22 protein-coding genes are annotated in these 25,330 nt (G+C 72.6%); 10 read left to right on the top strand and 12 right to left on the bottom strand.

Going from position 1 to position 25,330, the window contains the following annotated elements; translation table 11 throughout:
- Positions 1-4: 4 nt before the first annotated feature.
- The 4 genes from H288_RS0117255 to dnaK all read right to left on the bottom strand — a co-directional run bounded on the left by H288_RS0117255 (position 5) and on the right by dnaK (position 4,526).
- On the bottom strand, positions 5-322 hold the full coding sequence (locus tag H288_RS0117255; protein ID WP_020093831.1) for a hypothetical protein: 318 nt from the start codon (positions 320-322) through the stop codon (positions 5-7).
- 109 nt (positions 323-431) lie between these two features.
- Positions 432-1,070, bottom strand: a complete 639-nt coding sequence (locus tag H288_RS0117250; protein WP_020093830.1) for a phospholipid N-methyltransferase — start codon at positions 1,068-1,070, stop codon at positions 432-434.
- Between the two features lie 139 nt (positions 1,071-1,209).
- Complete coding sequence (gene dnaJ, locus H288_RS0117245; protein ID WP_020093829.1) at positions 1,210-2,358, bottom strand: molecular chaperone DnaJ; 1,149 nt, start codon at positions 2,356-2,358, stop codon at positions 1,210-1,212.
- Positions 2,359-2,609: 251 nt separating this feature from the next.
- Positions 2,610-4,526: a molecular chaperone DnaK gene (gene dnaK / locus H288_RS0117240; RefSeq protein ID WP_020093828.1), complete on the bottom strand. Its 1,917-nt coding sequence runs from the start codon at positions 4,524-4,526 to the stop codon at positions 2,610-2,612.
- A gap of 392 nt (positions 4,527-4,918) precedes the next feature.
- Here dnaK and H288_RS0117235 point away from each other — a divergent pair, with 392 nt between their 5' ends.
- On the top strand, positions 4,919-5,905 hold the full coding sequence (locus H288_RS0117235; RefSeq protein WP_020093827.1) for a hypothetical protein: 987 nt from the start codon (positions 4,919-4,921) through the stop codon (positions 5,903-5,905).
- Positions 5,906-6,057: 152 nt separating this feature from the next.
- On the opposite strand, the gene H288_RS0117230 is transcribed toward H288_RS0117235, so the two are convergent.
- A complete protein-coding gene (locus H288_RS0117230; protein WP_020093826.1) occupies positions 6,058-6,696 on the bottom strand; it encodes a YqgE/AlgH family protein in 639 nt (212 codons plus the stop codon).
- A gap of 186 nt (positions 6,697-6,882) precedes the next feature.
- Here H288_RS0117230 and H288_RS0117225 point away from each other — a divergent pair, with 186 nt between their 5' ends.
- The 3 genes from H288_RS0117225 (at position 6,883) to H288_RS0117215 (ending at position 8,464) form a co-directional block, all read left to right on the top strand.
- Complete coding sequence (locus H288_RS0117225; RefSeq protein WP_020093825.1) at positions 6,883-7,140, top strand: hypothetical protein; 258 nt, start codon at positions 6,883-6,885, stop codon at positions 7,138-7,140.
- A gap of 111 nt (positions 7,141-7,251) precedes the next feature.
- Positions 7,252-7,731, top strand: a complete 480-nt coding sequence (locus tag H288_RS0117220; RefSeq protein WP_020093824.1) for a peroxiredoxin — start codon at positions 7,252-7,254, stop codon at positions 7,729-7,731.
- A gap of 91 nt (positions 7,732-7,822) precedes the next feature.
- On the top strand, positions 7,823-8,464 hold the full coding sequence (locus H288_RS0117215) for a DedA family protein (protein ID WP_020093823.1): 642 nt from the start codon (positions 7,823-7,825) through the stop codon (positions 8,462-8,464).
- A gap of 6 nt (positions 8,465-8,470) precedes the next feature.
- Here H288_RS0117215 and H288_RS0117210 read toward each other — a convergent pair whose 3' ends face one another.
- Positions 8,471-9,229 carry a restriction endonuclease gene (locus H288_RS0117210; protein ID WP_020093822.1) on the bottom strand — a complete coding sequence of 253 codons (759 nt, stop codon included), beginning with the start codon at positions 9,227-9,229 and terminating at the stop codon, positions 8,471-8,473.
- Positions 9,230-9,339: 110 nt separating this feature from the next.
- Positions 9,340-9,753, bottom strand: a complete 414-nt coding sequence (locus tag H288_RS0117205) for a MucR family transcriptional regulator (RefSeq protein ID WP_020093821.1) — start codon at positions 9,751-9,753, stop codon at positions 9,340-9,342.
- Between the two features lie 394 nt (positions 9,754-10,147).
- Here H288_RS0117205 and H288_RS0117200 point away from each other — a divergent pair, with 394 nt between their 5' ends.
- Positions 10,148-12,835 carry a bifunctional acetate--CoA ligase family protein/GNAT family N-acetyltransferase gene (locus tag H288_RS0117200; RefSeq protein ID WP_020093820.1) on the top strand — a complete coding sequence of 896 codons (2,688 nt, stop codon included), beginning with the start codon at positions 10,148-10,150 and terminating at the stop codon, positions 12,833-12,835.
- 54 nt (positions 12,836-12,889) lie between these two features.
- Here the strand turns inward: H288_RS0117200 and H288_RS0117195 are convergent, their stop codons facing one another.
- Together H288_RS0117195 and H288_RS0117190 are read right to left on the bottom strand one after the other, a co-directional pair.
- Complete coding sequence (locus H288_RS0117195) at positions 12,890-13,423, bottom strand: DNA starvation/stationary phase protection protein (RefSeq protein ID WP_020093819.1); 534 nt, start codon at positions 13,421-13,423, stop codon at positions 12,890-12,892.
- A 136-nt stretch (positions 13,424-13,559) separates the two neighbouring features.
- The gene (locus H288_RS0117190) at positions 13,560-15,425 is read right to left on the bottom strand and encodes a L,D-transpeptidase family protein (protein WP_020093818.1); all 1,866 of its coding nucleotides are present in this window, start codon (positions 15,423-15,425) and stop codon (positions 13,560-13,562) included.
- A gap of 384 nt (positions 15,426-15,809) precedes the next feature.
- Here H288_RS0117190 and H288_RS0117185 point away from each other — a divergent pair, with 384 nt between their 5' ends.
- Positions 15,810-16,928 (top strand): acyltransferase, encoded by a 1,119-nt coding sequence (locus H288_RS0117185; RefSeq protein ID WP_020093817.1) that lies wholly within the window; start codon positions 15,810-15,812, stop codon positions 16,926-16,928.
- Here the strand turns inward: H288_RS0117185 and H288_RS0117180 are convergent.
- Complete coding sequence (locus H288_RS0117180; RefSeq protein WP_020093816.1) at positions 16,915-18,093, bottom strand: endo-1,4-beta-xylanase; 1,179 nt, start codon at positions 18,091-18,093, stop codon at positions 16,915-16,917. The two genes, H288_RS0117185 and H288_RS0117180, sit on opposite strands and share 14 nt — an antisense overlap.
- A 156-nt stretch (positions 18,094-18,249) precedes the next feature.
- Here H288_RS0117180 and H288_RS0117175 point away from each other — a divergent pair, with 156 nt between their 5' ends.
- On the top strand, positions 18,250-19,092 hold the full coding sequence (locus H288_RS0117175; protein ID WP_020093815.1) for an SDR family NAD(P)-dependent oxidoreductase: 843 nt from the start codon (positions 18,250-18,252) through the stop codon (positions 19,090-19,092).
- Positions 19,093-19,241: 149 nt separating this feature from the next.
- On the opposite strand, the gene H288_RS0117170 is transcribed toward H288_RS0117175, so the two are convergent.
- Positions 19,242-19,529 (bottom strand): GIY-YIG nuclease family protein, encoded by a 288-nt coding sequence (locus tag H288_RS0117170; protein ID WP_020093814.1) that lies wholly within the window; start codon positions 19,527-19,529, stop codon positions 19,242-19,244.
- Between the two features lie 219 nt (positions 19,530-19,748).
- On the opposite strand from H288_RS0117170, the gene zwf reads away from it, so the two are divergent.
- On the top strand, positions 19,749-21,221 hold the full coding sequence (zwf, locus tag H288_RS0117165; RefSeq protein ID WP_020093813.1) for a glucose-6-phosphate dehydrogenase: 1,473 nt from the start codon (positions 19,749-19,751) through the stop codon (positions 21,219-21,221).
- A gap of 122 nt (positions 21,222-21,343) precedes the next feature.
- The gene (locus H288_RS0117160; protein ID WP_020093812.1) at positions 21,344-21,544 is read left to right on the top strand and encodes a hypothetical protein; all 201 of its coding nucleotides are present in this window, start codon (positions 21,344-21,346) and stop codon (positions 21,542-21,544) included.
- Between the two features lie 41 nt (positions 21,545-21,585).
- Here H288_RS0117160 and H288_RS0117155 read toward each other — a convergent pair whose 3' ends face one another.
- A complete protein-coding gene (locus tag H288_RS0117155; RefSeq protein WP_020093811.1) occupies positions 21,586-23,100 on the bottom strand; it encodes a glucan biosynthesis protein in 1,515 nt (504 codons plus the stop codon).
- 271 nt (positions 23,101-23,371) lie between these two features.
- Here H288_RS0117155 and mdoH point away from each other — a divergent pair, with 271 nt between their 5' ends.
- On the top strand, positions 23,372-25,300 hold the full coding sequence (gene mdoH, locus H288_RS0117150; RefSeq protein ID WP_020093810.1) for a glucans biosynthesis glucosyltransferase MdoH: 1,929 nt from the start codon (positions 23,372-23,374) through the stop codon (positions 25,298-25,300).
- The last annotated feature ends 30 nt before the right edge of the window (positions 25,301-25,330 follow it).

Genomic DNA, 25,330 nt, shown 5'->3' with positions numbered 1-25,330 from the left:
GCCCTTACCAGCGGCCGTAGCCGTGGCGATGGCCCCAGCCGCCGTGGTGATGGTGACGCGGGCCGAAGCCGCGGTGCCCCCAGCCGTGATGGTGGCCCCGGCCCCAGCCGTGGTGGTGATGGCGCGGGCCGTAGCCGCGGTGACCCCAGCCGCCGTGGCGGTGCCCGTAGCCGTAGCCGTACTGGACGGTCTGGACGTCGCCGGCTTCCGCCTGCAGGCCGGCATCGCGGCCGAGGGGCGCGGCCATGGCCGGCGCCGCGAAGGCGAGTCCGCCGAAGGCCAGGGCGGCGGCCAAACGGGTCCGTGCGGTCTTGGTGAACATCGGCGTTCTCCTGATCCACGCCGGTCGCCCTGTGGCGTCCGGCCGTGTCCCAGGTGTGCGCCTTTCCAGTTGACGCAAACGTGACCTGTTCGCTCAGGCGGTGTTCAGGTCAGGGTCGGCGGTAGACCCAGACCCGCGCCGGCGGCAGGTTCAGCCAGACCCGGTTGGAGCGGTCGGCGGTGTAGCTGCCGGCCTCGCAGCGGGCCGGGATCGGCGGAACGACCGCGTAGGTGAACTGCACGAAGGGCGCGCCCGGCCGCATCAGGTCGTGGGCGGTGTTGAGCAGGTCGAGCCGCTGCTCCAGCGGCTTGGTGAACAGCGGCAGGCTCGAGATCGTCGCGGCGGCGGGCTCCGTCAGCACGTCCTGGAGGCTCGCGCGCATGTTGTAGGCGTCGCCCTGGATGACCCGCACGCCCGGGAAGCGATGGGTCAGGAGGCGGCAGAAATCGGGGTTGAACTCCACGAGGATCAGCCGCTCCGGCGCGACGCCGCGCCGGATCAGCGCCTCGGTCACAGGACCGGTGCCGGGGCCCAGCTCGACCACGGGCCCTTCGAGGCGCGGGTCGACGTAGGCGGCCATGGTCCGGGCGAGCATCTTGCCCGAGGGCGTCACGGCCCCCGTGACCAGGGGGCGCTCAAGCCAGGACCGCAGGAATCGGGCCTCGTCCTCGAGGGGGTCGCGCCGCGGCCCGAAAATCGCGCTCCTGCCCGCAGGAGCCTTCGCGTTGGGACGGCGGAGCGGCGGCAAGTCCTGGATTCCTTGATGCCGGATGAGAATGAATGGCTAGGGACGGCGCTGTCTTACAGTCAAGCCGGCGCCGCGCCTAGGGGATGCAAGCCACGCCGGCCGCTTGCATAACGGGTCTTCCCGGGATTCGGATCCGGCCTCACGGCCGGACCGCGCCCCCGAAGAAGTCCCGCACCTTCGAGAAGAAGCCCGCGGACTCCGGATGGTTCTCCGGGGAGGCCGACTGGTCGAACTCCTGGAGCAGCTCGCGCTGGCGCTTGGTCAGGTTCTGCGGGGTCTCGACGAAGACCTGGATGTAGAGGTCGCCGACCTCCCGCGAGCGCAGCACCGGCATGCCCTTGCCCTTGATGCGGAACTGCTTGGCGGTCTGCGTCCCCGCCGGGATGCGCACCTGCGTCTGCGAGCCGTCGATCACCGGCACGGTGATCTCGCCCGAGAGCGCGGCCGTGACCATCGAGATCGGCACCCGGCAGAACAGGTCAGCGCCGTCGCGCTGGAAGAACTCGTGCTGCTTGATCGACAGGAAGACGTAGAGGTCGCCCGCCGGCCCGCCGCGCAGCCCGCTCTCGCCCTCGCCGGCGAGCCGGATCCGAAGCCCGTCATCGACGCCCGCCGGCACGTTGATCGAGAGGGTGCGCTCGCGGTTGACGCGCCCGGCGCCCTGGCAGGCGGTGCAGGGGTCGTCGACGATCTCGCCGCGGCCGTGGCAGTTGGGGCAGGTCCGCTCGATGGCGAAGAAGCCCTGCGCCGCCCGGACCCGTCCGTAGCCCGCGCAGGTCGGGCAAGTCCGCGGCTTCGAGCCGGGCTTCGCGCCGGACCCGTCGCAGACCTCGCAGGTGATCGAGGTCGGGATCTTGATGGTCTCGGCCTTGCCGGTGAAGGCCTCCTCCAGAGTGATCTCGAGGTTGTAGCGCAGGTCGGCCCCGCGCTCGCGGCCCGGCGTGCCGCCGCGTCCGCGGCCACCGCCGGCGGCCCCGCGGCCGTCGCCGAAGAAATTGTCGAAGATGTCCGACATGAAGTCGCCGAACTCGTTGCCGAATCCGGGACCGCCGGCCCCGCCCTGGCTGAAGGCCGCGTGGCCGAACCGGTCGTAGGCGGCGCGCTTCTGGCCGTCGGAGAGGCACTGATAGGCCTCGTTGATTTCCTTGAACTTGATCTCGGCGTCCTTGTCGCCGGGATTCCGGTCGGGATGATAGGTCATCGCGAGCTTGCGGAAGGCGACCTTCATCTCGCCTTCCGTGGCGGTCTTGGTGACCCCCAGGATCTCGTAGTAGTCCCGCTTCGACATCCCGCCCTCAGGTGCCTTCCCGTCCCGTCCCGTACCCCGGGCCGCGACGCTTCTCTACCACCGCGCCGCCGTTCCGGGAGGCCGCGACGAGCCCGGAAACCGGAGGCGCCGACGACGCGGATCCGCGATCGGCCGGCGGCTCCCGGTTCCGGGCCCCGCAGGCCCGGCATGACGGAGCTTCTGAATACGCTTCTCACGCAAAGGCGGGGCCGGATCGCTCCGGCCCCGCGCGGTCGTATCAGATCCGCGCCTCAGGCGCGCTTCTTCTGGTCCTTCTCGTCGACCTCCTGGAAGTCGGCGTCGATGACGTCGTCCTTCTTCTCGGAGGCCGCCGCCTCGGCACCCGCATCCGGGCCGGCCGCCTGGTTGGCGGCGTACATGGCCTCGCCGAGCTTCATCGAGGCCTGCATCAGTTCCGTGGTCCGGGCCTTGATGGTCTCGACGTCGTCGCCCTCCAGCGCGGTCTTGAGCGCGGTCATCGCGGTCTCGATCGCGCCCTTGTCGGCGGCCGGGACCTTGTCGCCGTACTCGGTCACCGACTTCTCGGTGGCGTGGATCAGGCTCTCGCCCTGGTTCTTCACCTCGACGAGCTCGCGCCGCTTCTTGTCGGCCTCGGCGTTCGCCTCGGCGTCCTTCACCATCCGGTCGATGTCGGCGTCCGACAGGCCACCCGAGGCCTGGATGCGGATCTGGTGCTCCTTGTTGGTCGCCTTGTCCTTGGCCGTCACGTTAACGATGCCGTTGGCGTCGATGTCGAAGGTCACCTCGATCTGCGGCATGCCGCGGGGCGCCGGCGGGATGCCGACGAGGTCGAACTGGCCGAGCAGCTTGTTGTCGGCCGCCATCTCGCGCTCGCCCTGGAAGACCCGGATCGTGACCGCGTTCTGGTTGTCTTCCGCCGTCGAGAAGGTTTGGGACTTCTTGGTCGGGATCGTGGTGTTGCGGTCGATGAGCCGGGTGAACACGCCGCCCAGCGTCTCGATGCCCAGCGACAGCGGGGTCACGTCCAGCAGCAGCACGTCCTTGACGTCGCCCTGGAGCACGCCGGCCTGCACGGCGGCGCCGATGGCCACGACCTCGTCGGGGTTCACGCCCTTGTGGGGCTCCTTGCCGAAGAAGGACTTCACCACCTCCTGGATCTTCGGCATGCGGATCATGCCGCCGACCAGCACCACCTCGTCGATCTCGGAGGCCGACACGCCGGCATCCTTGAGCGCCTTGCGGCAGGGCTCGATCGTGCGCTGCACCAGATCGTCGACGAGCGACTCGAACTTCGCGCGGCTGAGCTTCAGCGCGAGGTGCTTCGGGCCGGTGTTGTCGGCGGTGATGTAGGGCAGGTTGATCTCGGTCTGGGTGGCCGAGGACAGCTCGATCTTCGCCTTCTCGGCGGCCTCCTTGAGGCGCTGGAGGGCGAGCTTGTCCTTGGTCAGGTCGATGCCCTGTTCCTTCTTGAACTCGGCCGTCAGGTACTCGACGATCCGGTTGTCGAAGTCTTCGCCGCCCAGGAAGGTGTCGCCGTTCGTCGACTTCACCTCGAAGACGCCGTCGCCGATCTCCAGGATGGAGACGTCGAAGGTGCCGCCGCCGAGGTCGTAGACCGCGATCGTGCCGGACTTCTTCTTGTCGAGGCCGTAGGCGAGCGCCGCCGCGGTCGGCTCGTTGATGATGCGCAACACCTCGAGGCCCGCGATCTTGCCGGCGTCCTTGGTGGCCTGACGCTGGGCGTCGTTGAAGTAGGCCGGGACCGTGATGACCGCTTGCGTGACCGGCTGGCCGAGATGCGACTCGGCAGTCTCCTTCATCTTCTGCAGGGTGAAGGCGGAGATCTGCGAGGGCGAGTACTTCTTGCCGTCCGCCTCGACCCAGGCGTCGCCGTTGTCGCCGCGGGCGATCTTGTAGGGCACGAGGCCCTTGTCCTTCTGGGTCATCGGGTCGTCGTAGGTCCGGCCGATGAGCCGCTTGATGGCGAAGAACGTGCGCTCGGGGTTCGTGACCGCCTGGCGCTTGGCCGGCTGGCCGACGAGCCGCTCGCCGTCGTCCGTGAAGGCGACGATGGACGGCGTGGTGCGCGCGCCTTCCGAATTCTCGATGACCTTGGGCTGCGTGCCTTCCATCACGGCCACGCAGGAATTGGTGGTGCCGAGGTCGATGCCGATAACTTTACCCATGGTGGGATCCCTCTTTGTGTCGCGTTCAAGCAGACCGCCGAGCCCCGAAGCAGCTCGGCCCATGGCGGTGTCGGGGGTGATGTGAGTATGGGACCCGGGCCGGATCAAGGGCCGTGAACGGCTGAAACCCAGCGCGCAATCCCGCGTCGAGGGCGATATAAGAAGCCCGTTCCGGGCCCGCAAGGCGAAGCCTGCGCGGCGGGATCGGCCCCGCGGATCCGCGCCATCCCCTTGGCATTCCGGCAGGATCTCGCCGCACCGCCGGCGCCGGCCCGGTGGCGTGGCTGCATTTTGTTGCTCCGCTGCCACGTCGGCGCCATCGACGGCGTGTTAACGTTTCGACAAGGGGTTGCGCGTGGCCCCGCCACTTCGTGTCCCCGTCGTAGAGTCCGATGCGCCCGACCCGCAGCCTCCTGCTCCCGATCCTGGCGGTCGCCGTCGCGGCGCCCGGGATGCTCGCCGCGCCCCCCGCGCGGGCCCAGAACTTCTTCGAGCGCCTGTTCGGCATCAAGCCGGAACGGCCGCCGGTGCCGCCGCGCGGCCTGCCGGAGCCGGCGCCCGTCCCGGGGGCCCCGGGCGAGCCGGGCCCGCCCGCGGCGGCTCCCGAGGCGCCCCGGCCTGCCCCAGTCCCGGCCCGCCCGGTCGTGCTGAAGACGCCCTCTGAGGACGGCGTGATCGGCCAGGAGCTGCAGCTCAACGGCCTCTCCGGATCCCTGAAGCTGGAGCGTTCCGGCACCGCCGTCACGGCGCGGATCAAGCTGCCGGGGACCAAGATCTCGCAGCCGGCGGATTCGTGCACGGTGCCGCTCGCGGGCGGCAATCCGGTGGCGCTCACCGCCGAGGGCAAGCCCGAGGGCGTGCCCCGCTTCGAGGCCGCCGGGGCCGAGTGCCCGCTGCGCTTCGACGTGACCGACGGCGGCGTCCTGGTCTCGAGCCTGGGTTCGGGCCCGGTCTGCACCTTCTCGGCGGCGGATTGCGCGACCACGCCGGTCGGCCTCTGGGGGCCGGGCGCCGCCACCCTGATCCCGCGGGCCGGCGAGTTCGACACCGCCCGCGGCGTGGCCGACAAGGCCGTCCGGGACAATTACAAGCTGATGACCCAGCGGGCCCGGCGCGAGGATGTCCGGCCGATCGTCAGCGAACAGGCGGCGTTCTCGTCGGACCGGGAGCAGCTCTGCCGCACCTACGCGCGCGAGGGCACGCACGGGTTCTGCCATCTGCGGGTGACGGAGAACCGCGCCCTGGCCCTGGCCACCCGGCTCGGCGCCAACACGGCGACGCCTACCGCCTCCGTGGCGCCCCGCCGGCCGCGGCCCAAGCCCGCGGTCGAGGGCATGAACCCGGACGCGGTCGGCGGCGGCGACGCCGTTCCGGAGTAAGGCCGCCCGGTGACGGCCAGCGGCCCGGCGCAACCGTCGTTGCGAGCGGAGCGAAGCAATCCAGGAACGCTACGCCGGCCAGCATCGCGCTGCCCTGGACTGCTTCGCTGCGCTCGCGAAGACGCCGTGCCGCCCTGGCGAGCGCGCCCGGCTCAGGCCCGGCCGGCGGTCATCGACAGCATCGCCGGGTCGATGCCGTTCGCCCGCAGGGCGAGGTCGTACTTGGCGTCGAGGTCGGCGTTGAAGATCAGGGCCGGGTCGGCCGGGCAGTTGAGCCAGCCGTTGGCCATGATCTCGCTCTCCAGCTGCCCCGCCTGCCAGCCGGCGTAGCCGAGCGCCAGCACGGCGCTGGCCGGGCCCTCGCCGCTGGCGATGGCGCGGAGGATCTCCACGGTCGCGGTCAGGCAGATGCCGTCGTCGATGATCAGCGTCGACTGCTGGATGTGGAAATCGTCGCTGTGGAGCACGAAGCCGCGCCGTCCCTCGACCGGGCCGCCCATCAGGACCGGCATGTGGCCGACCCGCTCGCGCAGGCGGATCGCGTCCGCCTCGGGCGCGACGTCGAGCTGGACCAGGAGGTCCGGCATGCTGATGTCGGTCGCCGCCTTGTTGACGATGATGCCCATGGCCCCGTCGGCGGAATGGGCGCAGATGTAGATCACCGAGCGGGCGAAGCGCTCGTCGGCCATGCCGGGCATGGCGACGAGGAACTGCCCGTCGAGGAATTGCGGGCCCGACAGCTCCGTCCGGAGCGGCGCCGCCTTCCCGGCCTGGGACGACGCTGCCGACATGGGATCGGGCCTGCGGTGCGGAGGGTGCGCCATGCGTCCATGCTACGCCGCGCCCCTCCGTTGTCCAGCGGGCAAAAGGGACGCAGCAAGCCTCCCCCAAGCTTGTGCGGGTCTCAATCCCTGTCCCACAATACCCGGGTCGGTCCGCGTCGCGGCCGGCGCGGTCACCGTTGAGGCTCGCTGGTCATGGCGGATGTCGCACCCGCTCCCACCTTCGACATCGAGGAGCAGCGGGCGCGGATCGAGCGGTCCCAGGAGGAGACCCGCAAGTTCGTCGCTGAGCAGCACAAGCTGATCGCCGAGCAGGCGAAGCTGCTGGCCGAGCAGGCCAAGCTCGGCCGTGACCGGGCCCTGGCGCCCTGGCAGGTGGCCCTCTCGGGCATGGCGGCGGGAGCGGCCTTCTTCGGGGCCGGGGCGGCCTTCATCAAGCTGATCGGCCCGTGAGGGCGGTGCAAGCCGGAGCTGGCCGCATCCTCGACAGGCACCCCCTGCCACGCTAGGTCAGGCGCGCTGCTCACGCGCGCCATCCCAGCGCGCGACAACGAGGGACCCGCGATGATCCAGGTCGGCGACCACCTGCCCCAGGCCACCTTCCGGGTGATCGGCCCCGAGGGCCCGATCGCGCGCACCACCGACGACGTGTTCAAGGGCCGGCGCGTGGTCCTGATCGGCGTGCCGGGGGCGTTCACCCCCAGCTGCCACCGCAACCACCTGCCGGGCTTCGTCACCCACCGGGACGAGATCCTCGGGCGCGGTATCGACGCCATCGCGGTGACGAGCGTCAACGACGTGTTCGTGCTCGACGCGTGGTCGAAGGCGAGCGGCGCCGAGGGGCTGGAATTCCTCGCCGACGGCAACGCCGATTTCGCCAAGGCCCTCGGCCTGGAGATGGACGGCACCGGCTTCGGCCTCGGGATGCGCTCGAAGCGCTACTCGATGCTGGTCGAGGACGGCGTCGTCCGGATCCTCAACGTCGAGGAGACGCCCTCGAAGGCCGAGGCGTCCGGCGCCGAAGCACTGCTGAAGGTCCTCTGAGGACGCCGCCGGCCGCAGATCGGCCCTCTTAAGGCCACGTTCCGTCCGCTTGTGTCGCCGGGCTCTGCCCGGAGACCGGCCCGAGGACCGCATGGCCTTCCTGAACGACCTGCCCATCGCCGACCTGATCGCGAATTACGGATACATCGCGATCTTCGTGATCATCACCCTCGAGAGCGCCGGCGTGCCCTGCCCCGGCGAGACGGTGCTGATCTCGGCCGCCGTCTACGCCGGCAGCACCGGGAACCTGAACATCGGCCTGGTCATCGCCGCGGCGGCGACGGCGGCGATCCTGGGCGACAATGTCGGCTACTGGGCGGGGCGGCGCTGGGGCATGCCGCTGCTGCTCCGCTACGGCCATCTCATCGCCCTCGACCACGGGCGGCTCAAGCTCGGCCAGTACCTGTTCCGCCAGCACGGCGGGAAGATCGTGTTCTTCGGCCGCTTCACCGCGATGCTGCGCGCCTACGCGGCCCTGCTCGCCGGGGTCAACCGCCTGGACGCGCGCCGCTTCTTCGCCTTCAACGCCCTCGGCGGCATCGTCTGGGCCGGCAGCATGGGCATCGGCTCGTACTATTGCGGGCGCCAGATCGAGCACATCGTCGGCCCGGTGGGCCTGACCCTGCTCGCCCTGGTGGTGTTCGGCGGCCTGGCCCTGTGGCTGTTCGTGCGCCGCCACGAGGCGCGCCTGCTCAACGAGGCGGAGATCGCCATCCCCGGCCCGCTCGCCTGACGGGCATCACGTCTCCGCGAGGTCGAACGCCTCGATCGCCTCGAGGGCGTCGTGGTGCAGGAGGAGGACGCCGGTGGCCGTGGCGAGCCGGCGCGCCGCCGGCGTGAAGCCGGCGTTCGACACCACGGCGGCCCGGTCCCCGTCCCAGTAGCGCAGGGCCGCGGCGGCTTCCTGCACGGCGGCGTTGCCCACGGGCTTGCTCAGCCGCTTGCACTGCACGACGAGGCGCAGCCCGTCCCGCACCGCCACGATATCGGCGCCCTGGTCGCCGCTCGCCGGCGTCCGGTGCGCCCGCCAGCCCGCCCGGACCAGGCGCTCGGCGCAGTAGCGCTCGTAGTCCAGCCCGTCCCCGGGCGCCTCGTCCTCCTCCGGGAGCGCGACGGCGGCGGCCTCGGCCTCGACGATCGCCAGCATCCGCGCGTGCTCCGCCTCGGCGAGGTCGGCGAAGCGCGGGCCGAGCTGCGGCAGGACGGTCCGCTCGAGGAAATAATCGCGCTCGCGCAGCCAGCCGTCCTCGATCCGGTTGCCGTAGGGGTCGGTGTAGCTCTCCTGCCGCCGCCGCAGCGCCAGCGTCTCGGCATGGGCGCGGGCGATCCGGCGCACCCGGGCCCGGAACCGGCGCGGGCGCCCGAGATGCCGCAGCAGGACGAGCGCGAGGGCGAGTCCCGTCGCGGCGAGCGCCGGCCGGCCGTACCAGAGCCCGAAGGGAAGGCCGATCACGGCCGTCCAGAACAGGCGGGCGACGAGGCTGGGCTTGCCGGGCATCGGGTCTCGGGGGCGCTGACGGGCCCCCGACCCTCGCAAGCGCGGCTTGCCCGATGCCTAACCCGCCTGCGAAAGCTGTGGACGCGGGCGCGGATGAGAGCGCCGCGCCGTCAGCCCTTCCGGCGCTGGTGGCCGAGGCCCATGCTCTTGGCGAGGCTGGACCGCGCCGCGGCGTAGTTCGGCGCCACCATCGGGTAGTCGGGCGGCAGGCCCCACTTTCCCCGATACTCCTCGGGCGTCAGGTTGTAGTGCGTCCGCAGGTGGCGCTTCAGCGACTTGAACTTCTTGCCGTCCTCCAGGCAGACGATGAAGTCGGGCTGGACCGAGCGCCGGACCGGCACGGCCGGCCGCAGCTGCTCCGCCGGCGGGGCGGACGGCTCGCCGAGCCCGTGCAGCGTCGCGTGGATGGCCGCGATCAGCCCCGGCAGTTCCGGCGCGGGGACCGGATTGTTGCTCACGAAGGCCGACACGATGTCGACGGACAGCGTGAGATAGTCCGGTTGCCCTTCACCCGTGGCGTCCATCCCGTAACCTCCAATCGATCCCAGCCGGCCACCGACGCCGGCCGGGATCTGTCTCTGCTCGACCCGATACAGGGTAGTTAATGGGCAGTTACTATGGTGGTGTGAATTCAATAGCAAGTCCAATCCACACATGCCCACAAGTGCCGTCTTAGAGTGGATAAATGGCGCCCGATATTGAACAAAAGGAGGTCTGGAGACCGCGCTCGCGTCGACCAAGCGATTTCCGGCCGGCGCGTGCCGACCGGGCGTTGCAGGCGCGCCGGATCGCGCCATCTGGGAGGGCGGCGGGCGCCCCGGCGCCTCGTCCGTTCGGACGTGAGCGAGAGGCCAGATGCGTGCCGCCAGGAATGGCCTGCGGGACCGCGTCCCGTGACGATGTCGTGAGCCGCCGGTCGTGAGCACCTACCGGTTCGACAAACTGCTGGCGCCCCGCTCGATCGCCCTGGTCGGGGCGGTGGGGCGCGAGGGCTCGCTGGGGCGCAGCGTGCTCGACAGCCTGCGCGCCGCGGGCTTTCCCGGCGCGATCATGCCGGTCCAGCCCGATCAGGCCGCCGTCGAGGGGCTGGCCTGCGTGCCGCGGGTCGCGGATCTGCCCGCCGCCCCCGACCTCGTCCTGATCGCGGTGCCGCCGCCGAGCGTGCCCGAGGTCGTCGCGCAGGCCGCCGCGATCGGCGCCGGGGCGGCCGTGATCCTCACGGCGCGGCTCGGATCCGGGCCGGAGGATCCCGGTCCGGTCGCCCACGGGATCGCCCGCGCCCACGGCCTGCGCCTGCTCGGGCCCGACAGCGCCGGCTTGGCGGTTCCGGGCGCCAGGCTCAACGCCAGCCTGTTCGCCCAAGCGCCCGAGGCCGGCGACCTCGCCCTCGTCTCGCAATCCGGCACGGTCGCGGCCGCCATCGTCGCCTGGGGCGCCCGCCACGGCACGGGCTTCTCGGCGGTGCTGTCGCTCGGCAGCGTCCTCGACATCGGCGTGGCCGACTGCCTCGACCACTTCGCCGCCGATTTCCGCACCCGCGCGATCCTGCTCTGCCTCGACCGGGTCGCGGATGCCCGCCGGTTCATGTCGGCCGCCCGCGCCGCGGCCCGGGCCAAGCCCGTCGTGGTCCTGCGGGCCGGCCGGCACCGGCCCGACACCCGCGCCGCCGTCACCCATACCGGCGCCCTGGCCCGCCCGGACGCGGTCTACGCCGCGGCCTTCCGGCGGGCCGGCCTGCTGGCCGTGCCGGACCTCGACGCGATGTTCTCCGCCGTGGAGACCCTGGGGCGGCAGCGGCCGTTCCCCGGTCACCGGCTGGCGATCGTGTCCAACGGCCGCGGCATCGGCCTCCTCGCGGCGGACCGGCTGATCGAGCGGGCCGGGACCCTGGCGGCGCCCGCCGAGGCGGAGGGCCGCGCGCCGGGAAACCCCCTCGACCTCGGCGTCGACGCCGCCGGTCCGGCCTTCGCGTCCGCGCTGACGCCGCTGCTGACGGATCGGACGAGCGACGCCGTGCTGGCGATCCACGTGCCGACGATCCGCTCGGAGGCCGGCGCGGTGGCCGAGGCCGTCGCCGCGACGGTCAAGGCCGCCCGCGCCGGCCAGACCCGCAAGAAGCCGGTCTTCGCGGTCACGCTGGGCGACGCGGAGGCGGCGCGCGAGACCTTCGCGCAGGCCGGGATCCCGCATTTCACCACCGATTCCGAGGCGATCGAGGGCTTCCTGCACCTCGTGCGCTACCGCGAGGCCCAGGACGACCTGATGCGCACGCCGGACTCGCTGCCGCGGGACTTCTCCCCCGACACGGCGCGGGCCCGCTCGATCGTCGCCGGCGCCCTGCGCCAGGGCGCCGCGTGGCTCGACCCGGTGGCGGTGAACGGCCTCCTGCAGGCCTACGGGATCCCGACCGTCCCGATCACGCTCGCCCCCGACACGGACGCGGCCGCGGCGGCCGCGTGGCCGATCATCGCGGCGGGCGGGACGGTGGCGCTGAAGGTCGTCTCGCCGGACATCGTGCACAAATCCGACATCGGCGGCGTCCACCTCGACCTGACCAGCGAGGCCGACGTCGCGGAGGCCGCCCGCAGCATCCTGGCCCGCGCGCGCCGGGAGCGGCCCGACGCCCGGGTCACCGGCTTCGCCGTGCAGCCGATGGTCCGCCGCGGCCAGCGCCGGGAGCTGATCGCCGGGCTCGCGGAGGACGCGGTGTTCGGCCCGGTGGTGGTGTTCGGCCGGGGCGGGACCGCCGTGGAGGTGATCGACGACCGCGCCCTCGGCCTGCCGCCGCTCGACCTGACCCTGGCGCGCGATCTCATTGCCCGCACCCGGGTCGCGCGCCGCCTGGAGGCCTACCGCGACGTGCCGGCGGCCGATCTCGGGGCGATCGCGCTGACGCTGGTGAAGCTGTCCCAGCTCGCCGCCGACCTGCCGCAGGTGCGCGAGCTCGACATCAACCCGCTCCTGGCCGACGAGACCGGCGTGCTGGCCCTCGACGCCCGGGTCCGGATCGGGCGCGCCGAGCGTGGCGACTACGGCAGCGCCCACGGCCGCGGCCACCCGCGCTTCGCGATCCGGCCCTATCCGGCCGAGTGGATCCGCACGCTCAACCTCAAGGACCGGACCGTGCGGGTGCGGCCCGTGCGCCCGGAGGACGAGGGCCTCTTCCTGGCCTTCTTCAAGGGTCTTGATCCGGAGGACCTGCGGCTGCGGTTCTTCGGGCCGGTGCGCGAGTTCAGCCACGCCTTCCTGGCCCGCCTGACGCAGCTCGACTACGCCCGCGCCATCGCGTTCGTGGCCACGGAGATCGGGCCGGGCGGCGGCGAGCGCATGCTCGGTGCGGTCCGGCTCCACGCCGACGCCAACCACGAGAGCGGCGAGTACGCGATCGCGGTGGGCCGCGACGCCCGCGGGACGGGCCTCGCCTTCGCGCTGATGCGCCTGATGATCGACTGGGCGCGCTCCGAGGGGATCGGCCGGGTCGAGGGCACGGTGCTGGCCGAGAACCGACCGATGCTGGCGGTGTGCCGCCGCCTCGGGTTCACGCAGGGGCGCGACCCGGACGATCCGGGCCTCGTGAAGGTGCACCTCGATCTCGCAACCGGCTAGCGGCGCGGCGAGGCCCGACCCGGCGCCGGCCGCGCCGGTGCCGGGGCGCGCGGCTCAGTGGCCGCTGTCGGTCGCGTTGCGGGTGGTCTCGTAGAGGAACCACGTCCGCTCCTCGGACTGGTCGATCCACTCCTCGAGCTGCGAGGTGGTCGCCACGTCGCCGGCCTCGTCGGTGACCCCGTGGAGCGTCCGCATGTTGGCGGTGAGGGCCTTGTTGTCGTCGCGCAGCTCCTTGAGCATGTCGAGGGGCGAGACGTACTCGGCATCGTTGTCGGCCACGCGGGTCAGGCTCTTGGCCTGGCCGAGCGAGCGCAGGACCGTGCCGCCGATCTTGCGGGCGCGCTCGTTCACCGCGTCGATGATCTCGAAGATCTGGGCCGACTGCTCGTCCAGCAGCAGGTGGTAGTCGCGGAAATGGGGCCCGCTCATGTGCCAGTGGAAGTTCTTGGTCTTGATGTAGAGGGCGAACAGGTCCGAGCTCAGGACGGTCAGGCCCTCGGCGATCGTCCGGACGTCGCTCGGATCGAGGTCGGTCGGGGTGTTGAGGCGCGCACTCTCGATGCGGCTGCTCGGCTTGGCCTTGGCCATGGTCGTCTCCAATGCGATTCGCTGGCTCGGCGCGCCGCTCCGTCACTCCGCGGAGGGGCGGACGCGCTTTCTGCAGGCCAATGGCCGGCCCGCCGGGATGTTCCGGCGTGCCGAGAATCGCATGGCTGGGTTGGCTTTAGCGGATAGGTTCGACGGATTCCAAACTGCGGTGCTCGGTGGCGGGCCGCTCCGGCGACGGCTTCGCCGGTGCGGGCCTGACCGGCGGAGGTCCGACCGTCGCGGGCTTGGCCGCGGCAGCCCGCGCGGGAGCCGGCTTCGCGTCGTGGGCCGCACCGGGCCGGGGCGGGACCGGCGCGGGGGCGGGGGCCGGCTTCGCGGCGTCCGCGCCCGCCGCGGGCGGGATCGCGCCGGTGGCGGCGGGCTCGGGCGCCGGCGTGTCGAGGTTGTAGATGTCGTCGCGGAAATGCGCCTTCCCGTCCGGCGTGGCGAAGCCGGTGAGGTACACGAAGGTGACCGGGATCGGCTTGGTGAGCTTGATGTCGCGGCGCTCGCCGTCGGCGATGCCGGTCTCGATCTCGATCGGCCCCCAGTTCGTGCCGGGCCCGTTGGGGCCGTCCGTACCCTGCAGCAGCCAGCCGACCAGCTCCTTCACCTGTCCGACCCGGACGCAGCCGTGGCTGTGGAAGCGCACGCTCGCGGCGAAGAGCGACTTCGCCGGCGTATCGTGCATGTAGACGGCAAAGCGGTTCGGCATGTCGATCCGCACCTGGCCCAGCGAATTGTCGAGGCCGGAATCCTGGCGCAGCGTGTAGTTGACGGCCTTCTGGCCCGCCCAGTCGATCCGGGTCGGGTCGACCTCGCCCGCCGGGCCCAGGATCCGGATGCGGTTCTTGGCGAGGTAGCCCGGGTTCTTGCGCATCGCCGGGATGATCTCGTTCTTCACCACCGAGGCGGGGACGGTCCAGGTCGGGTTGAAGTTGATGTCGGTGATCCGCGTCTCGACGGACGGCGTCGCCTTGTCGGGGGAGCCGACCACCGCGACGTAGCGGCGCGTCACGGCGCCGTTCTCCACCGCCTCCACGGCGGCGGACGGGATGTTGACCACCACGTAGCGCTCGCCGAACGGGAATTTCGAGCCCATCAGCCGGGCCGCGGAGGCGGCGAGCTGACGCTGGCGCACCGCGGCCGGCACGTTGAGCGCGTTGATCGTGAGCCGGCCAAGGATACCGCTGTCGGGCAGGCCGTGACGGGCCTGGAACGCCGCGATCGCCGCCACCAGGGGCGGGTCGAGGCGGTCGTTCGGGGGGGCATCCGCCGGCAGGTCGCCGGTCAGCGTCAGGTGGTGGCGCAAGGCGGGGATCGCCGGGTGGCGCTCGCCGGGCTTGAGGCGCGCGAGATCGTCTGGCAGCCGCTCCCAGCCCCCGGCCTCCGCGAAGGCCGCGTAGCGCTCGGCCGCCCGGAGCGTGTCGAGGAACGTCCGCGGCGTCAGCGTCGGGTTCGGGTCGGCGGAGACCTTGGCGTAGACCAGCGGCGCCGGCTCGCGGGACCTCTTCGCCGCTTCCTGAGGCTTGGCCGGCTGGGACTTGGTCTCGGCCGATCGGGCGTCGGACGCCTTGCTCTCCGACGCCTTGCTGTCCTGGGCCTTCGCGTCCTGTGCCTTCGCGTCCTGCGCCCTGGCATCCTGCGCCTTGCCCTGCGCCGGGACTGACTCCGGCGCGGCCTCGGTCGCCCGGGGCTCGGCCGGCCTGGTCTCGGCCGGCCTGGTGTCGGCCCGCTTGGCCTCCGCCGGCTTGCCGGCCGCGCCCTTCGCCTCACCCTTCGCCTCCGGTGCGCGGGGCTCCTGGCTCCTCGCGGTCTCGCCCGCGGCGGGCGGCACCGCGACCGGCGCGGCGAGCGGCGGCACCGGCGCGGGGCCGCCCTGCGCCGCGCCGGTCCCCTGCGCCAGGGCGACGCCGGGCGCTCCGAGCAGGGCCAGCAGGGACAGGCCCGCACCCAGCGCGGCGTGCGGGCGGGCGTGACGGCGGGGCTGGACCGGGACCATACGCAACACTCCCGACGCGCTCAGGCGGCGCGACCGGGCCGGATGATGGGCCGGCGTGGTTACCAATCTCCTCCGACCCTGAAAGCTGGCAGGATCGGGATTCACGATCCCGCAATTGACTCATCCGCGCGTGACGGCGCGGATGTCGGTCGGCGTGAACGTCGCGCTCATACATTCATGCGTTGCTGGCTCCGGCGCCCACGTCTTTGCGCGCGGAGCGAAGCGATCCAGACGGCGCGACGCCGCCCGTCGTCGCGCTGCCCCGGGTCACTTCGCTCCGCCCGCGATGACGGAGTAGGACACCTTCATCGAAGCGTTCCGTCGGACACCGCGTGGCCGGGCCGCCACGGCTGCCCAGGCCCGGACAGGAGATCGGTCCCCAGCATGCCGGATTCCGGTGATCCGATCCCGAGGACGATGCCCTACCTGCCGCAGCTCGACGGGGTGCGGGCGCTCGCCATCCTGATCGTGTTCGCGGCCCATTGCGGCTACGGCCACGTGGTGCCGGGCGGCTTCGGCGTGACCGTCTTCTTCTTCCTCAGCGGCTACCTGATCACCACGCTCCTGCGGATCGAGCGGGCGCGGACCGGAACGGTGTCGCTTCCCGCCTTCTACCTCCGGCGGAGCCTGCGCATCCTGCCGCCCATGTACCTGACCCTGCTCGCCTCCGGCGCGCTCTACGCGGCGGGGTGGCTCGACTGGATGCCGGTCGCGCCGGCGGCGGTCCTCGGGCAGGCGACCTTCCTGACGAACTATCCCGGCCTGTTCGGCACCGAGGCGGTGCTGCCGGTGCCGCTCTGGAGCCTCGCCATCGAGGAGCACTTCTACCTCGTCTTCCCGCTGGTCTTCCTGCTCTGGCTCGGGCGCCTGCGGCCGCGCCGCGCGGCCCTGGCCTGCCTGGGGCTCTGCGCGGCCGTGCTGGCGATCCGGTGTGTCAACGTCTGGCGGCTGCCGGATTACAGCCTGAACTACAGCTGGACCCACACCCGGATCGACGCGATCCTGTTCGGGTGCTGCCTCGGGCTGTGGAACAACCCGGTGATCCCGGCCGACCGCGCGTGGCGCCCCGCGCCCTGGCACGTCGCGGCGAGCCTCGCGGTGATCCTCGGGACCCTGGCGGTCCGCGATCCCGCCTTCCGGGAGAGTCTGCGCTACACGCTCCAGAGCGCCGCCCTGTTCGTGCCCTTCGCGTACCTGCTGCACGGCGAGGGACCTCTGGTGCGGCTGCTGGCCAGCCGGCCGATGCGCCGGCTCGGTCTCTGGTCCTACAGCTTCTACCTCGCGCACATGACCGTGGTGGCCCTGGTGCTGCACCTGCGGCCCGGGCTGCACGGCGTCGGCCTGATGCTGGCGGCCTTCCCGGTGACCCTGCTGTGGTGCTGGGGGATTTACGGCCTCGTCGAGCGCCCCTGCGCGCGCCTCCGCCGCCGGCTCCTGGCGGACCGGCCGCCGGAGCCGAGCCTGGCCGAGGACGGCCGCCGGGCCGGCGTCACGCCCGCCTGAGCTTCTCGCGGGCGGCCCTGTGATCGGGCGCGGCCTCGAAGGCCGCCTTCATCGCGTGCCACAGGGGCTTGCGCCGGAACTGCGCGTCGAGCGGCAGCGCCCGCTGCGGCAGGCCGTCGGGCCGCTTGCGGTAGGGGTGGTCGTTCAGCCACGTGTCCGGGTCGTAGATGTCCCAGGTCAGGACGTCGAGGCAGGCGGGCTCGTCCAGCACCACGTCGAGGTAGCGGCGGGCGTAATCGGCCACCATCCGGTCGCGGGGCGCCACGTCGGACGGGAAGGCGCGGTCGTCGATGTCGAGCTCGGTGATCTCGATGCCGAGGCCCATCTGGCCGATCTCCCGCAGGAAGCGCCGCAGCTGGCCCTGGTCGATCGGGATCGTGCTGGTGAGGTGCGATTGCAGCCCGAAGCGCCGGATCGGCACGCCCCGGGACCGCATCGCCTCCAGGCGGCGCAGGACCTTGGTGCGCTTGGCCTCCATCCAGGGCGCGCCCTGCTCCACCGCGTCCTCGTTCCACGTGCCGGCCGCCGCGGGGTCGGTCTCGTGCAGGATCCGGAAGGCGAGGTCGACGTAGCCGGGCCCGATCGCGGCGAGCCAGGGCGAGTCGCGCAGGCCGCCGCCGCGGTCTGGGTCGGACTCGTTGCCGAGGATCTCGTTGACCACGTCCCAGGCGACGATCTGGCCGCGGTAATGGCCCGCCACCGTCTCGATCCAGCGCCGCATGAAGTCCTCGGCCTGGACGGCGCTCGCCCGGCCGAGCAGCGGTCCGACCCAGGGCGGCAGCGCCGCGTGCCAGACGAGCGTGTGGCCGCGCATGCGCTGGCCGTTTCCCCTCGCGAAGCGCAGGATGGCGTCGCCGCGGGCGAAGTCGGTCTTGCCCGGCGCCGGCAGGACCTCCTCCATCTTCATCTCGGTGCCGCAGACGAGGATGCCGCATTCCCGCGCCACCGCCTGCCGGTAGGCGGGCGTCGCGTCGAAGCGGTGGAACGGCACCTCGCAGCCGTATGTCAGGCCCTTGGCGGCCGCGGCGGCCTGGAGGCTGTCGGCTGACCAGGACGGCCGGCCGAGGGGACCGAACCCCGCCGGGCCGGCCGCGCGCGCCGCGCCGGCGAGGCCGAGGGCGGCCGCGCCGGCGAGGATCGACCGGCGGTGCGGGAGAGGGGGCATCCGGGTGCTTCGTTCCGTGACGTGCCCGCCACCCTAGCAGAAGCCGCCGCGGCGGCGATCCGCTGGTTCTGCCGGGGCGGCGCGGGACTGCGGCGCGAACTCGCCTTCCGCCCGAGGCGCCCCATCTGATGGGCGCCCGTCAGCCGAGGATCCGTCATGAGCCAGCACCCCGCGATCAGCCCCGGTCGCAGCGCGGTCGTCACCGGGGCTGCGAGCGGCATCGGGCTCGCCGCCGCGCAGGCCTTCGCCCGGGCCGGCATGAACGTCTGGCTCGCCGACCTGCCGGGGCCGGCCCTGGACGCGGCCCGGGCCGCCGTCGCCGAACTCGCCGCCGTCGAGGTGCGCGCCGTGCCCACCGACGTGTCGGACCGGGGCGCCGTCGAGGCCCTGGCGACCGCCGTCTCCAAGGGCGGGCCGCCCGCCCTGGTGATGCTGAATGCCGGGATCGAGGCCGGCGGAAAACTGTTCTCCGACGCCGACACCTGGACGCGGATCCTGGGCACCAATCTCGGCGGCGTGGTCAACGGCATCCACGCCTTCGCGCCCGGCATGATCGAGGGCGGCAAGCCCGGGGCGATCATCGTCACGGGTTCGAAGCAGGGCATCACCACCCCGCCGGGCAACGCGCCCTACAACGTCTCGAAGGCGGGCGTGAAGGCGGTCACCGAGGCGCTCGCCCACGAGCTGCGCAACCGGGAGGGCTGCCACACCACGGCCCACCTGCTGATCCCGGGCTTCGTCTACACGGGCCTCACGAAGGCCCGCGGCGTCGCGGAGAAGCCCGCCGGGGCCTGGACGCCCGACGAGACCGTGGCCTTCCTGCTGGACCGGCTCGCCGCCGGCGATTTCTACATCCTCTGCCCGGACAACGAGACCACCCGCGCCCAGGACGCGAAGCGGATCGCCTGGGCGTCCGGCGACATCGTCGAGAACCGGCCCGCCCTCTCGCGCTGGCATCCGGACTACGCCGAGGCGTTCAAGCGGTACATGGCGGGGTGACCCGCGCGGCCTCGCGCTGCCCTGGGTCACTTCGCTCCGCTCGTGATGACGGAGTGTGTGAAGGCGGCCTGGGGGGCCGCGATGAGCCAGACAACGCCGTCTTTGCGAGCGCAGCGAAGCAATCCAGGGATCCGCGACGCCGGACCCGTTCACGCGAGATCGGGATACAGGTCGTTCCAGTCCGGATTCATCGCCTCGATCAGGGCGAGCTTCTTCTTCCGTGAGCCCGCCTTGATCTGCTTCTCGCGGGTGATGGCCTCATTCATCGTGGGATAGCGCTCGTACCAGACGAGGCGTTGGCAAGCGTAGCGGCTCGTGAAACCGGGAAGCAGCCCCTCCCGGTGCTCGTGGACCCGCCGTGCGAGGTCCGAGGTCACGCCGGTGTAGAGCGTGCCGTTGCGGCGGCTCGCCATAATGTAGACGGCCGGCTCGCGCATCGTGCTGTCCTTCGGCGCCGCCGCGCTGCCCTGGGTTGCTTCGCTGCGCTCGCAAGGACGGAGCGTGGCAGCGTGGACTTGCCCGGATCTGTCCCGGCCGCCCCCTGAACCGGACAGCGCTGGCCTGCGCCCCTCGTCTGGCGAAGCCCTTGCACACGGGCTAGGTCAGTGCGACGCAGCCGCCGCACGAGACCAGCGCACGACACCCGGGAGCCGCACTTGGCCACGATCATCCCCGTCGCTTCCTTCGACTGCGTCGTGTTCGGCGCTACCGGCGATCTGACCGCGCGCAAGCTCCTGCCGGCCCTGTTCTACCGATTCCGCGACGGCCAGATCCCCGAGACCAGCCGGATCATCGGCGCCTCGCGCTCGGAACTGTCCCTCGACGCCTTCCGCGAGCACGCCCGCGACGCGCTCAAGCGCTTCGTGCCGGCGGCCGACCTGTCCGACGACATGCTCCACCGCTTCCTCGACCACGTCGACTACGTCGCGGTGGACGGGGCCGGCGACAGCGGCTGGACCGACCTCGTCGCCAAGCTCGACGAGCGGCCCGACCAGGTCCGGCCCTACTACCTCGCCACCTCGCCCGACCTCTACGGCTCGATCTGCCGCAACCTCGCCGCCCACGGGCTCGTCGGCGAGAAGTCCCGCGTCGTGCTGGAGAAGCCGATCGGCAAGGACCTGAAATCGGCCCGGGCGATCAACGACGCGGTCGGCGAGGTCTTCCCCGAATCGCAGATCTTCCGGATCGACCACTATCTCGGCAAGGAGACGGTCCAGAACCTGCTCTCGCTCCGCTTCGCCAACACGATCTTCGAGCGGCTCTGGACCTCCGACGTGATCGACCACGTCCAGATCACGGTCGCCGAGACGGTGGGGGTCGAGGGCCGGGCCGGCTACTACGACACGTCGGGCGCGATGCGCGACATGCTGCAGAACCACATCCTGCAGCTCCTCTGCCTCACCGCCATGGAGAGCCCGCTCAATCTCGAGGCGAACTCCGTCCGCGACGAGAAGCTCAAGGTGCTGCGCGCCCTGAAGCCGATCACCAGCCAGGACATCCCGCTGGTGACGGTGCGCGGCCAGTACGTGGCGGGCGCCGTCGACGGCAAACCGGTCGAGGGCTACCTCGCCGAGCTCGGCCACGAGAGCCGGACCGAGACCTTCGTGGCCATGAAGGTCGAGATCCAGTCCGGGCGGTGGGCCGGGGTGCCGTTCTACCTGCGCACCGGCAAGCGCCTGCCCCAGAAGCTCTCCGAGATCGTGGTGCAGTTCCGCGCCTCGCCGTTCTCGATCTTCCCCGAGGAGGCCTTCGGCCGCGAGCCCAACCGCCTCGTGATCCGCCTGCAGCCGCAGGAGGGCATGAAGCTCGAGGTGATGACCAAGGATCCGGGGCCCGGCGGCCTGCGGCTGCGCCCGACCGACCTCGACATCTCCTTCGAGGAGACCTTCAAGCAGCGCTACCCCGACGCCTACGAGCGCCTGCTGATGGACGTGGTCCGCGGCAACGCGACGCTGTTCATGCGCCGCGACGAGGTCGAGGCGGCCTGGGCCTGGGCGGACGGCGTGCTCAAGGCCTGGGCCGACCGGCCCGAGGCGCCGCGGCCCTACCCGGCCGGGAGCTGGGGCCCGACCGCCGCCATCGCGCTGATCGAGCGCGACGGCCGGACGTGGCACGAGGAGCTGCGGTAAGGACGTTCGGCGGCCCACGGCCAAGCTGCCTTGATACCGTCAAGCCGGATGTGAAATCTGTCGGCGCTGCCGGCGACCGCCCCGCCAGAGGGTGGAGACGGCGCAGCACGAGGGATCATCACATGCTGGACCATCATCGGGACGCGGCCGTCCAGGCCGAGCGTCGCCTGGAGCGTTCGGTCGCCGCCGCCCTGCGCGTCATCGCGGCCGCCCACGACGAGCGGCAGGCCCCGCCGGTCAGCGCGGCCCGCCGCCGCCTGAGCGAGGTCTACGGCGCCACCCGCCTGGCCCGGCGCCTGGAGCAGGAGCGCCGGACCGCCTGAGACACGCCGTCTTCGCGAGCGCGGCGACGCGATGACGGAGCCTAGACGGCGGCGTCCCAGGTCTCGCTGAGGGGGACGGTTCCGCGGACCAGCCGGGCGCGCAGCACGACGTCGCCCGGCGGCACCGGCTCCGGCGGGCGCCACTCGACGTAGATCCGCCAGCCTCCGGTCTGCGGCACGAAGTTGGCCACCGGATCGTGCAGCGTGCCGGCGCTGGCCGAGACCTCCGCGGCGACCGCGTCGTCGGGACCCTTCGGCAGGCCCGGACCCTCGAAGTCGATGACGCAGAGCCGCCGCCGCGGGTCGGGCGGGTTCGACGGGCGCAGGCGCTCCGCCGAGCCGAGCCGCGTCGACGTCACCCGGGCGAGGGCGGTCTCCGGGATCGCCGGCACGGGCTCGGCCCCCACCGTGGTCAGCCCGTAGCTGACGTGCAGCGGCGCGCCGGGCTGCGCCGGGGCCGCCGGCACGAAGGCCGCCACGATGTTGTCCATGTACTCCTCGCCCGACGGGATCTCGAAGAGCTGCACGGCGCCGTCCGCGAAGGCGCCCCCGGCGGAATCCGGCGCCACCCACAGGCCCGGCCGCGCCTCGTGGCGCGCCTCCACGTCGAGGTAGGCCGCGAAGCTCCGCTCCCGCTGCAGCAGCCCGAAGCCGGCGAGCGGCCGGGCCGCGAAGGCGGAGATCTGCGGCTGCGCCCGCCCGTTGACCAGGGGGCGCCAGATCCGGTCGATCCGCGCCGGGTCGGCCCCGGCCGCGACGCAGAGCCCGTCGGAATCGTGCACCTGCGGCCGGAAATCGTCGAACGGCTTGGCGCCCCGGGCCCCGGGCCCATTCTGGCCGTACAGGAACATGCTGGTGAGCGGCGCCAGCCCGAGCTTCGGGAGCGCCCGGCGCGGGTGGAGCGCTGCCGTGACGGCGATCCGGGCCGGGTCGCCGGGCGCGATCTCGAACCGGTAGGCGCCGGCCACGCTCGGGCTGTCGAGGAGGGAGAGCACCGTGAGGGTGCGCGCCTCCGGCTCCGGCTCGCAGATCCAGTGGGCCACGAAGTCGGGAAATTCCTCACCCTCCGGCGCGCCGGTGCCGATGGCGAGGCCCCGGGCCGAGAGCCCGTATTCCTGGTTGGCCGCGCGCAGGCGGAAGTAGGAGGCGCCCAGGAAGACGAGGAACTCCTCCTGGAAACCCTTCGGCCGCCAGGCGGGCGTGTCCGGGAAGGCGTAGTGCAGGCGGAAGCCCGCGAAGCCGAGATCCGCCGGGAAGCCCTGGCCGGCGAGCCGCGTGCCCAGGTCGAACAGCCCCGTGTCGTAGGGGATCGGCCGCGCGGGCCCCCGGAGCGGCTGGAGGTGCAGCGCCACGCGCCGGCGCTGCAGGAAGCCGCGGTGGAACAGCTGGGCGCTGAAATGCGCGCCGAGCCGCAGGCCCGCGTCCGGCCGGAAGGTGATCGCCCGGTAGCCGTCGTAGTCGAGGGCGGCGAGCGCCGGCGGCAGGTCCTCGGGCGGCGGGGCGTAGGGCGCTGCGGCGCGCCGCGCCGCCTCGGCCGAGAGGGTCTCGAAGGTCATCGCGTCGCCCTGCGGCGGAAGCGCCGGCCCGGCCCACGTTCTGGACCCATTCAGATCCGTCGCGCTAGGTAGAACCGTGCCGGCAGCCGCGGCCAGGACTGTTCGAAGAACGCGGCGCCGGGAGGGGGGATTGATCCGTTCGGCTTCCGGCGGCCTGGGCTGCCGGGTCGGCTCCGTATCCTCACCCCGCACATCGGTATCCACGGTCATCGGTTCCCGGCCCCGCACGGCCGGGCGGCCGGCAGCCTTCCACGGTCGAGTTCCTCGCGCCATGTCGTCACGCGTCACCTCCTCCGCCGAGCGGTCGCACCGGAACGCGGCTCCCGCCATACCCGATCCGTCGGAGAACGCAGCCTGCCGCGAGGTCTGGACCGACGCGCCGCGCGGCGCCCTGCGCGCCCGCCGCCTCGCCCTGGCCGTCCCGAGCCTCGCCACCGCCGGCGGCCTCGTCTGGCTCGCCGCGCTCGCCTACCCGGCGGGTGTCAGCCCGCTGGCCTGGGCGGTCCTGGTGCTGTTCGGCCTCGTGATGGGCTGGCAGGCCTTCGTCGCCTGCCAGTACGTCTACGGGTTCGTCGCGGCCCTCCTGGGCGACCGGGCGAAGTCCGCGCTGGAGCGCCGCTCCGAGCAGGCGGGCGCCGTGCCGGCCGGGGCCGGACGCACCGCCGCCGTGGTGGCGATCCACGCCGAGGACGCGGTCGCGGTCTTCGCCCGCCTGCGGGTGATGGCCCGGTCGCTCGCCCGCGCCGAGGCGCGGGGCATCGACATCTTCGTCCTCTCCGACACACGGGACGGCGCGATCGCCGCCGTGGAGGAGCACGAGTACGCCCGCATCCAGGCCTGGGCGGCCTCCGACCCGGCGCTGCCGCGGATCCGCTACCGGCGCCGGACGGAGAATGTCGGCCGCAAGGCCGGCAATATCGGCGAGTTCTGCCGCACCTACGGCGGCGAGTACGCCTTCATGATCGTGCTGGACGCCGACAGCCTGATGACCGGCGCGGCCATGGGCCGGCTCGTCGGGCTGATGCAGGCGAGCCCGCGCACCGGCCTGATCCAGACCGTCTCGTACGCGGCCGGCCGGGACACGCTCTTCGCGCGCATCCAGCAATTCGCCGTCCGGCTCTACGCGCCGCTGGCCCTGCGCTGCCTGGAGACCTGGCAGGGCCCGGAGGGCAGCTACTGGGGCCACAACGCGATCCTGCGGGTCGAGGCCTTCGCGGAGAACGCGCAGCTCCCGAAGCTCCCGGGCCGGGAGCCGCTCGGCGGCGAGATCCTGTGCCACGACATCGTCGAGGGCGCGCTGATGGTGCGCGCCGGCTGGGAGGTGCGGCTGCTGCCCGAGATGGGCGGCACCTGGGAGGAGATGCCCACCAACCTCGTCGACCTGCTCGGCCGCGAGCGCCGCTGGTGCCAGGGCAACCTCCAGCACCTGCGGGTGCTGCCCTGGGCGGGCCTTCACGGCGCGAGCCGCTGGCACCTCCTCGTCGGCATCCTCTCGTACGGGGTGCTGCCGCTCTGGATCGCCTTCCTGGGCCTCGCCGCGTGGCAGGCCGCCCGGACCGGCGATCTCGGCCTCCTGGCCTACGGTCTGACCGGGCAGGGCGCCGCCGCCCACGCGCTCGCCGCCCTCAGCGTCGCCGTGCTGGCCCTGCCGAAGCTCCTGAGCCTCGGCCACGTCCTCGCCTCCGCGGAGCGCCGGGCGGCCTTCGGCGGCGCGCGGGCGCTGCTCGCGAGCGCCGCCCTGGAGCAGGCGGTGTGGGTGATCCTGTGGCCGGTCCTGACCCTGTTCACCGCCGGCGCCGTGGTCTCGACCTTCTTCGGCCGGGTGGTCCGCTGGGAGACGCAGGACCGGGACGACCGGCAGGTCTCCTGGGCGGAGGCGTTCCGGCTCCAGGCCGACGCCGTGGTGGTCGGCGCGCTGATGGTGCTCGCCCTGGTCCTCGTCGGGAACCCGTGGCTCGCCCTCTGGCTGGCGCCGATCGCCCTGGCGCTGCTCACGAGCCCGGCCCAGAGCGTCTGGACCAGCCGGGCCGATCTCGGCCGCGCCGCCCGGGCGCGGGGCCTGTTCCTGAACGCCGACGACACCGCGCAGGCGCCGGAGCTCGCCGAACTCGCCCAGCTGCGCGGCCTGCCCGCCGCGCCGGCCCCCCTCCGCCCGGCCGCGCGCGAGCCGGCGATCTGGCTCGCCGCCGACGAGGCCTGACGGGGAGCGCGAACGCGCGGATCCGCGCCC

It is taken from the genome of Methylobacterium sp. 285MFTsu5.1 (genome assembly GCF_000383455.1).
GTDB lineage: Bacteria > Pseudomonadota > Alphaproteobacteria > Rhizobiales > Beijerinckiaceae > Methylobacterium.
This window is presented reverse-complemented; position numbering and strand designations above follow the sequence as displayed.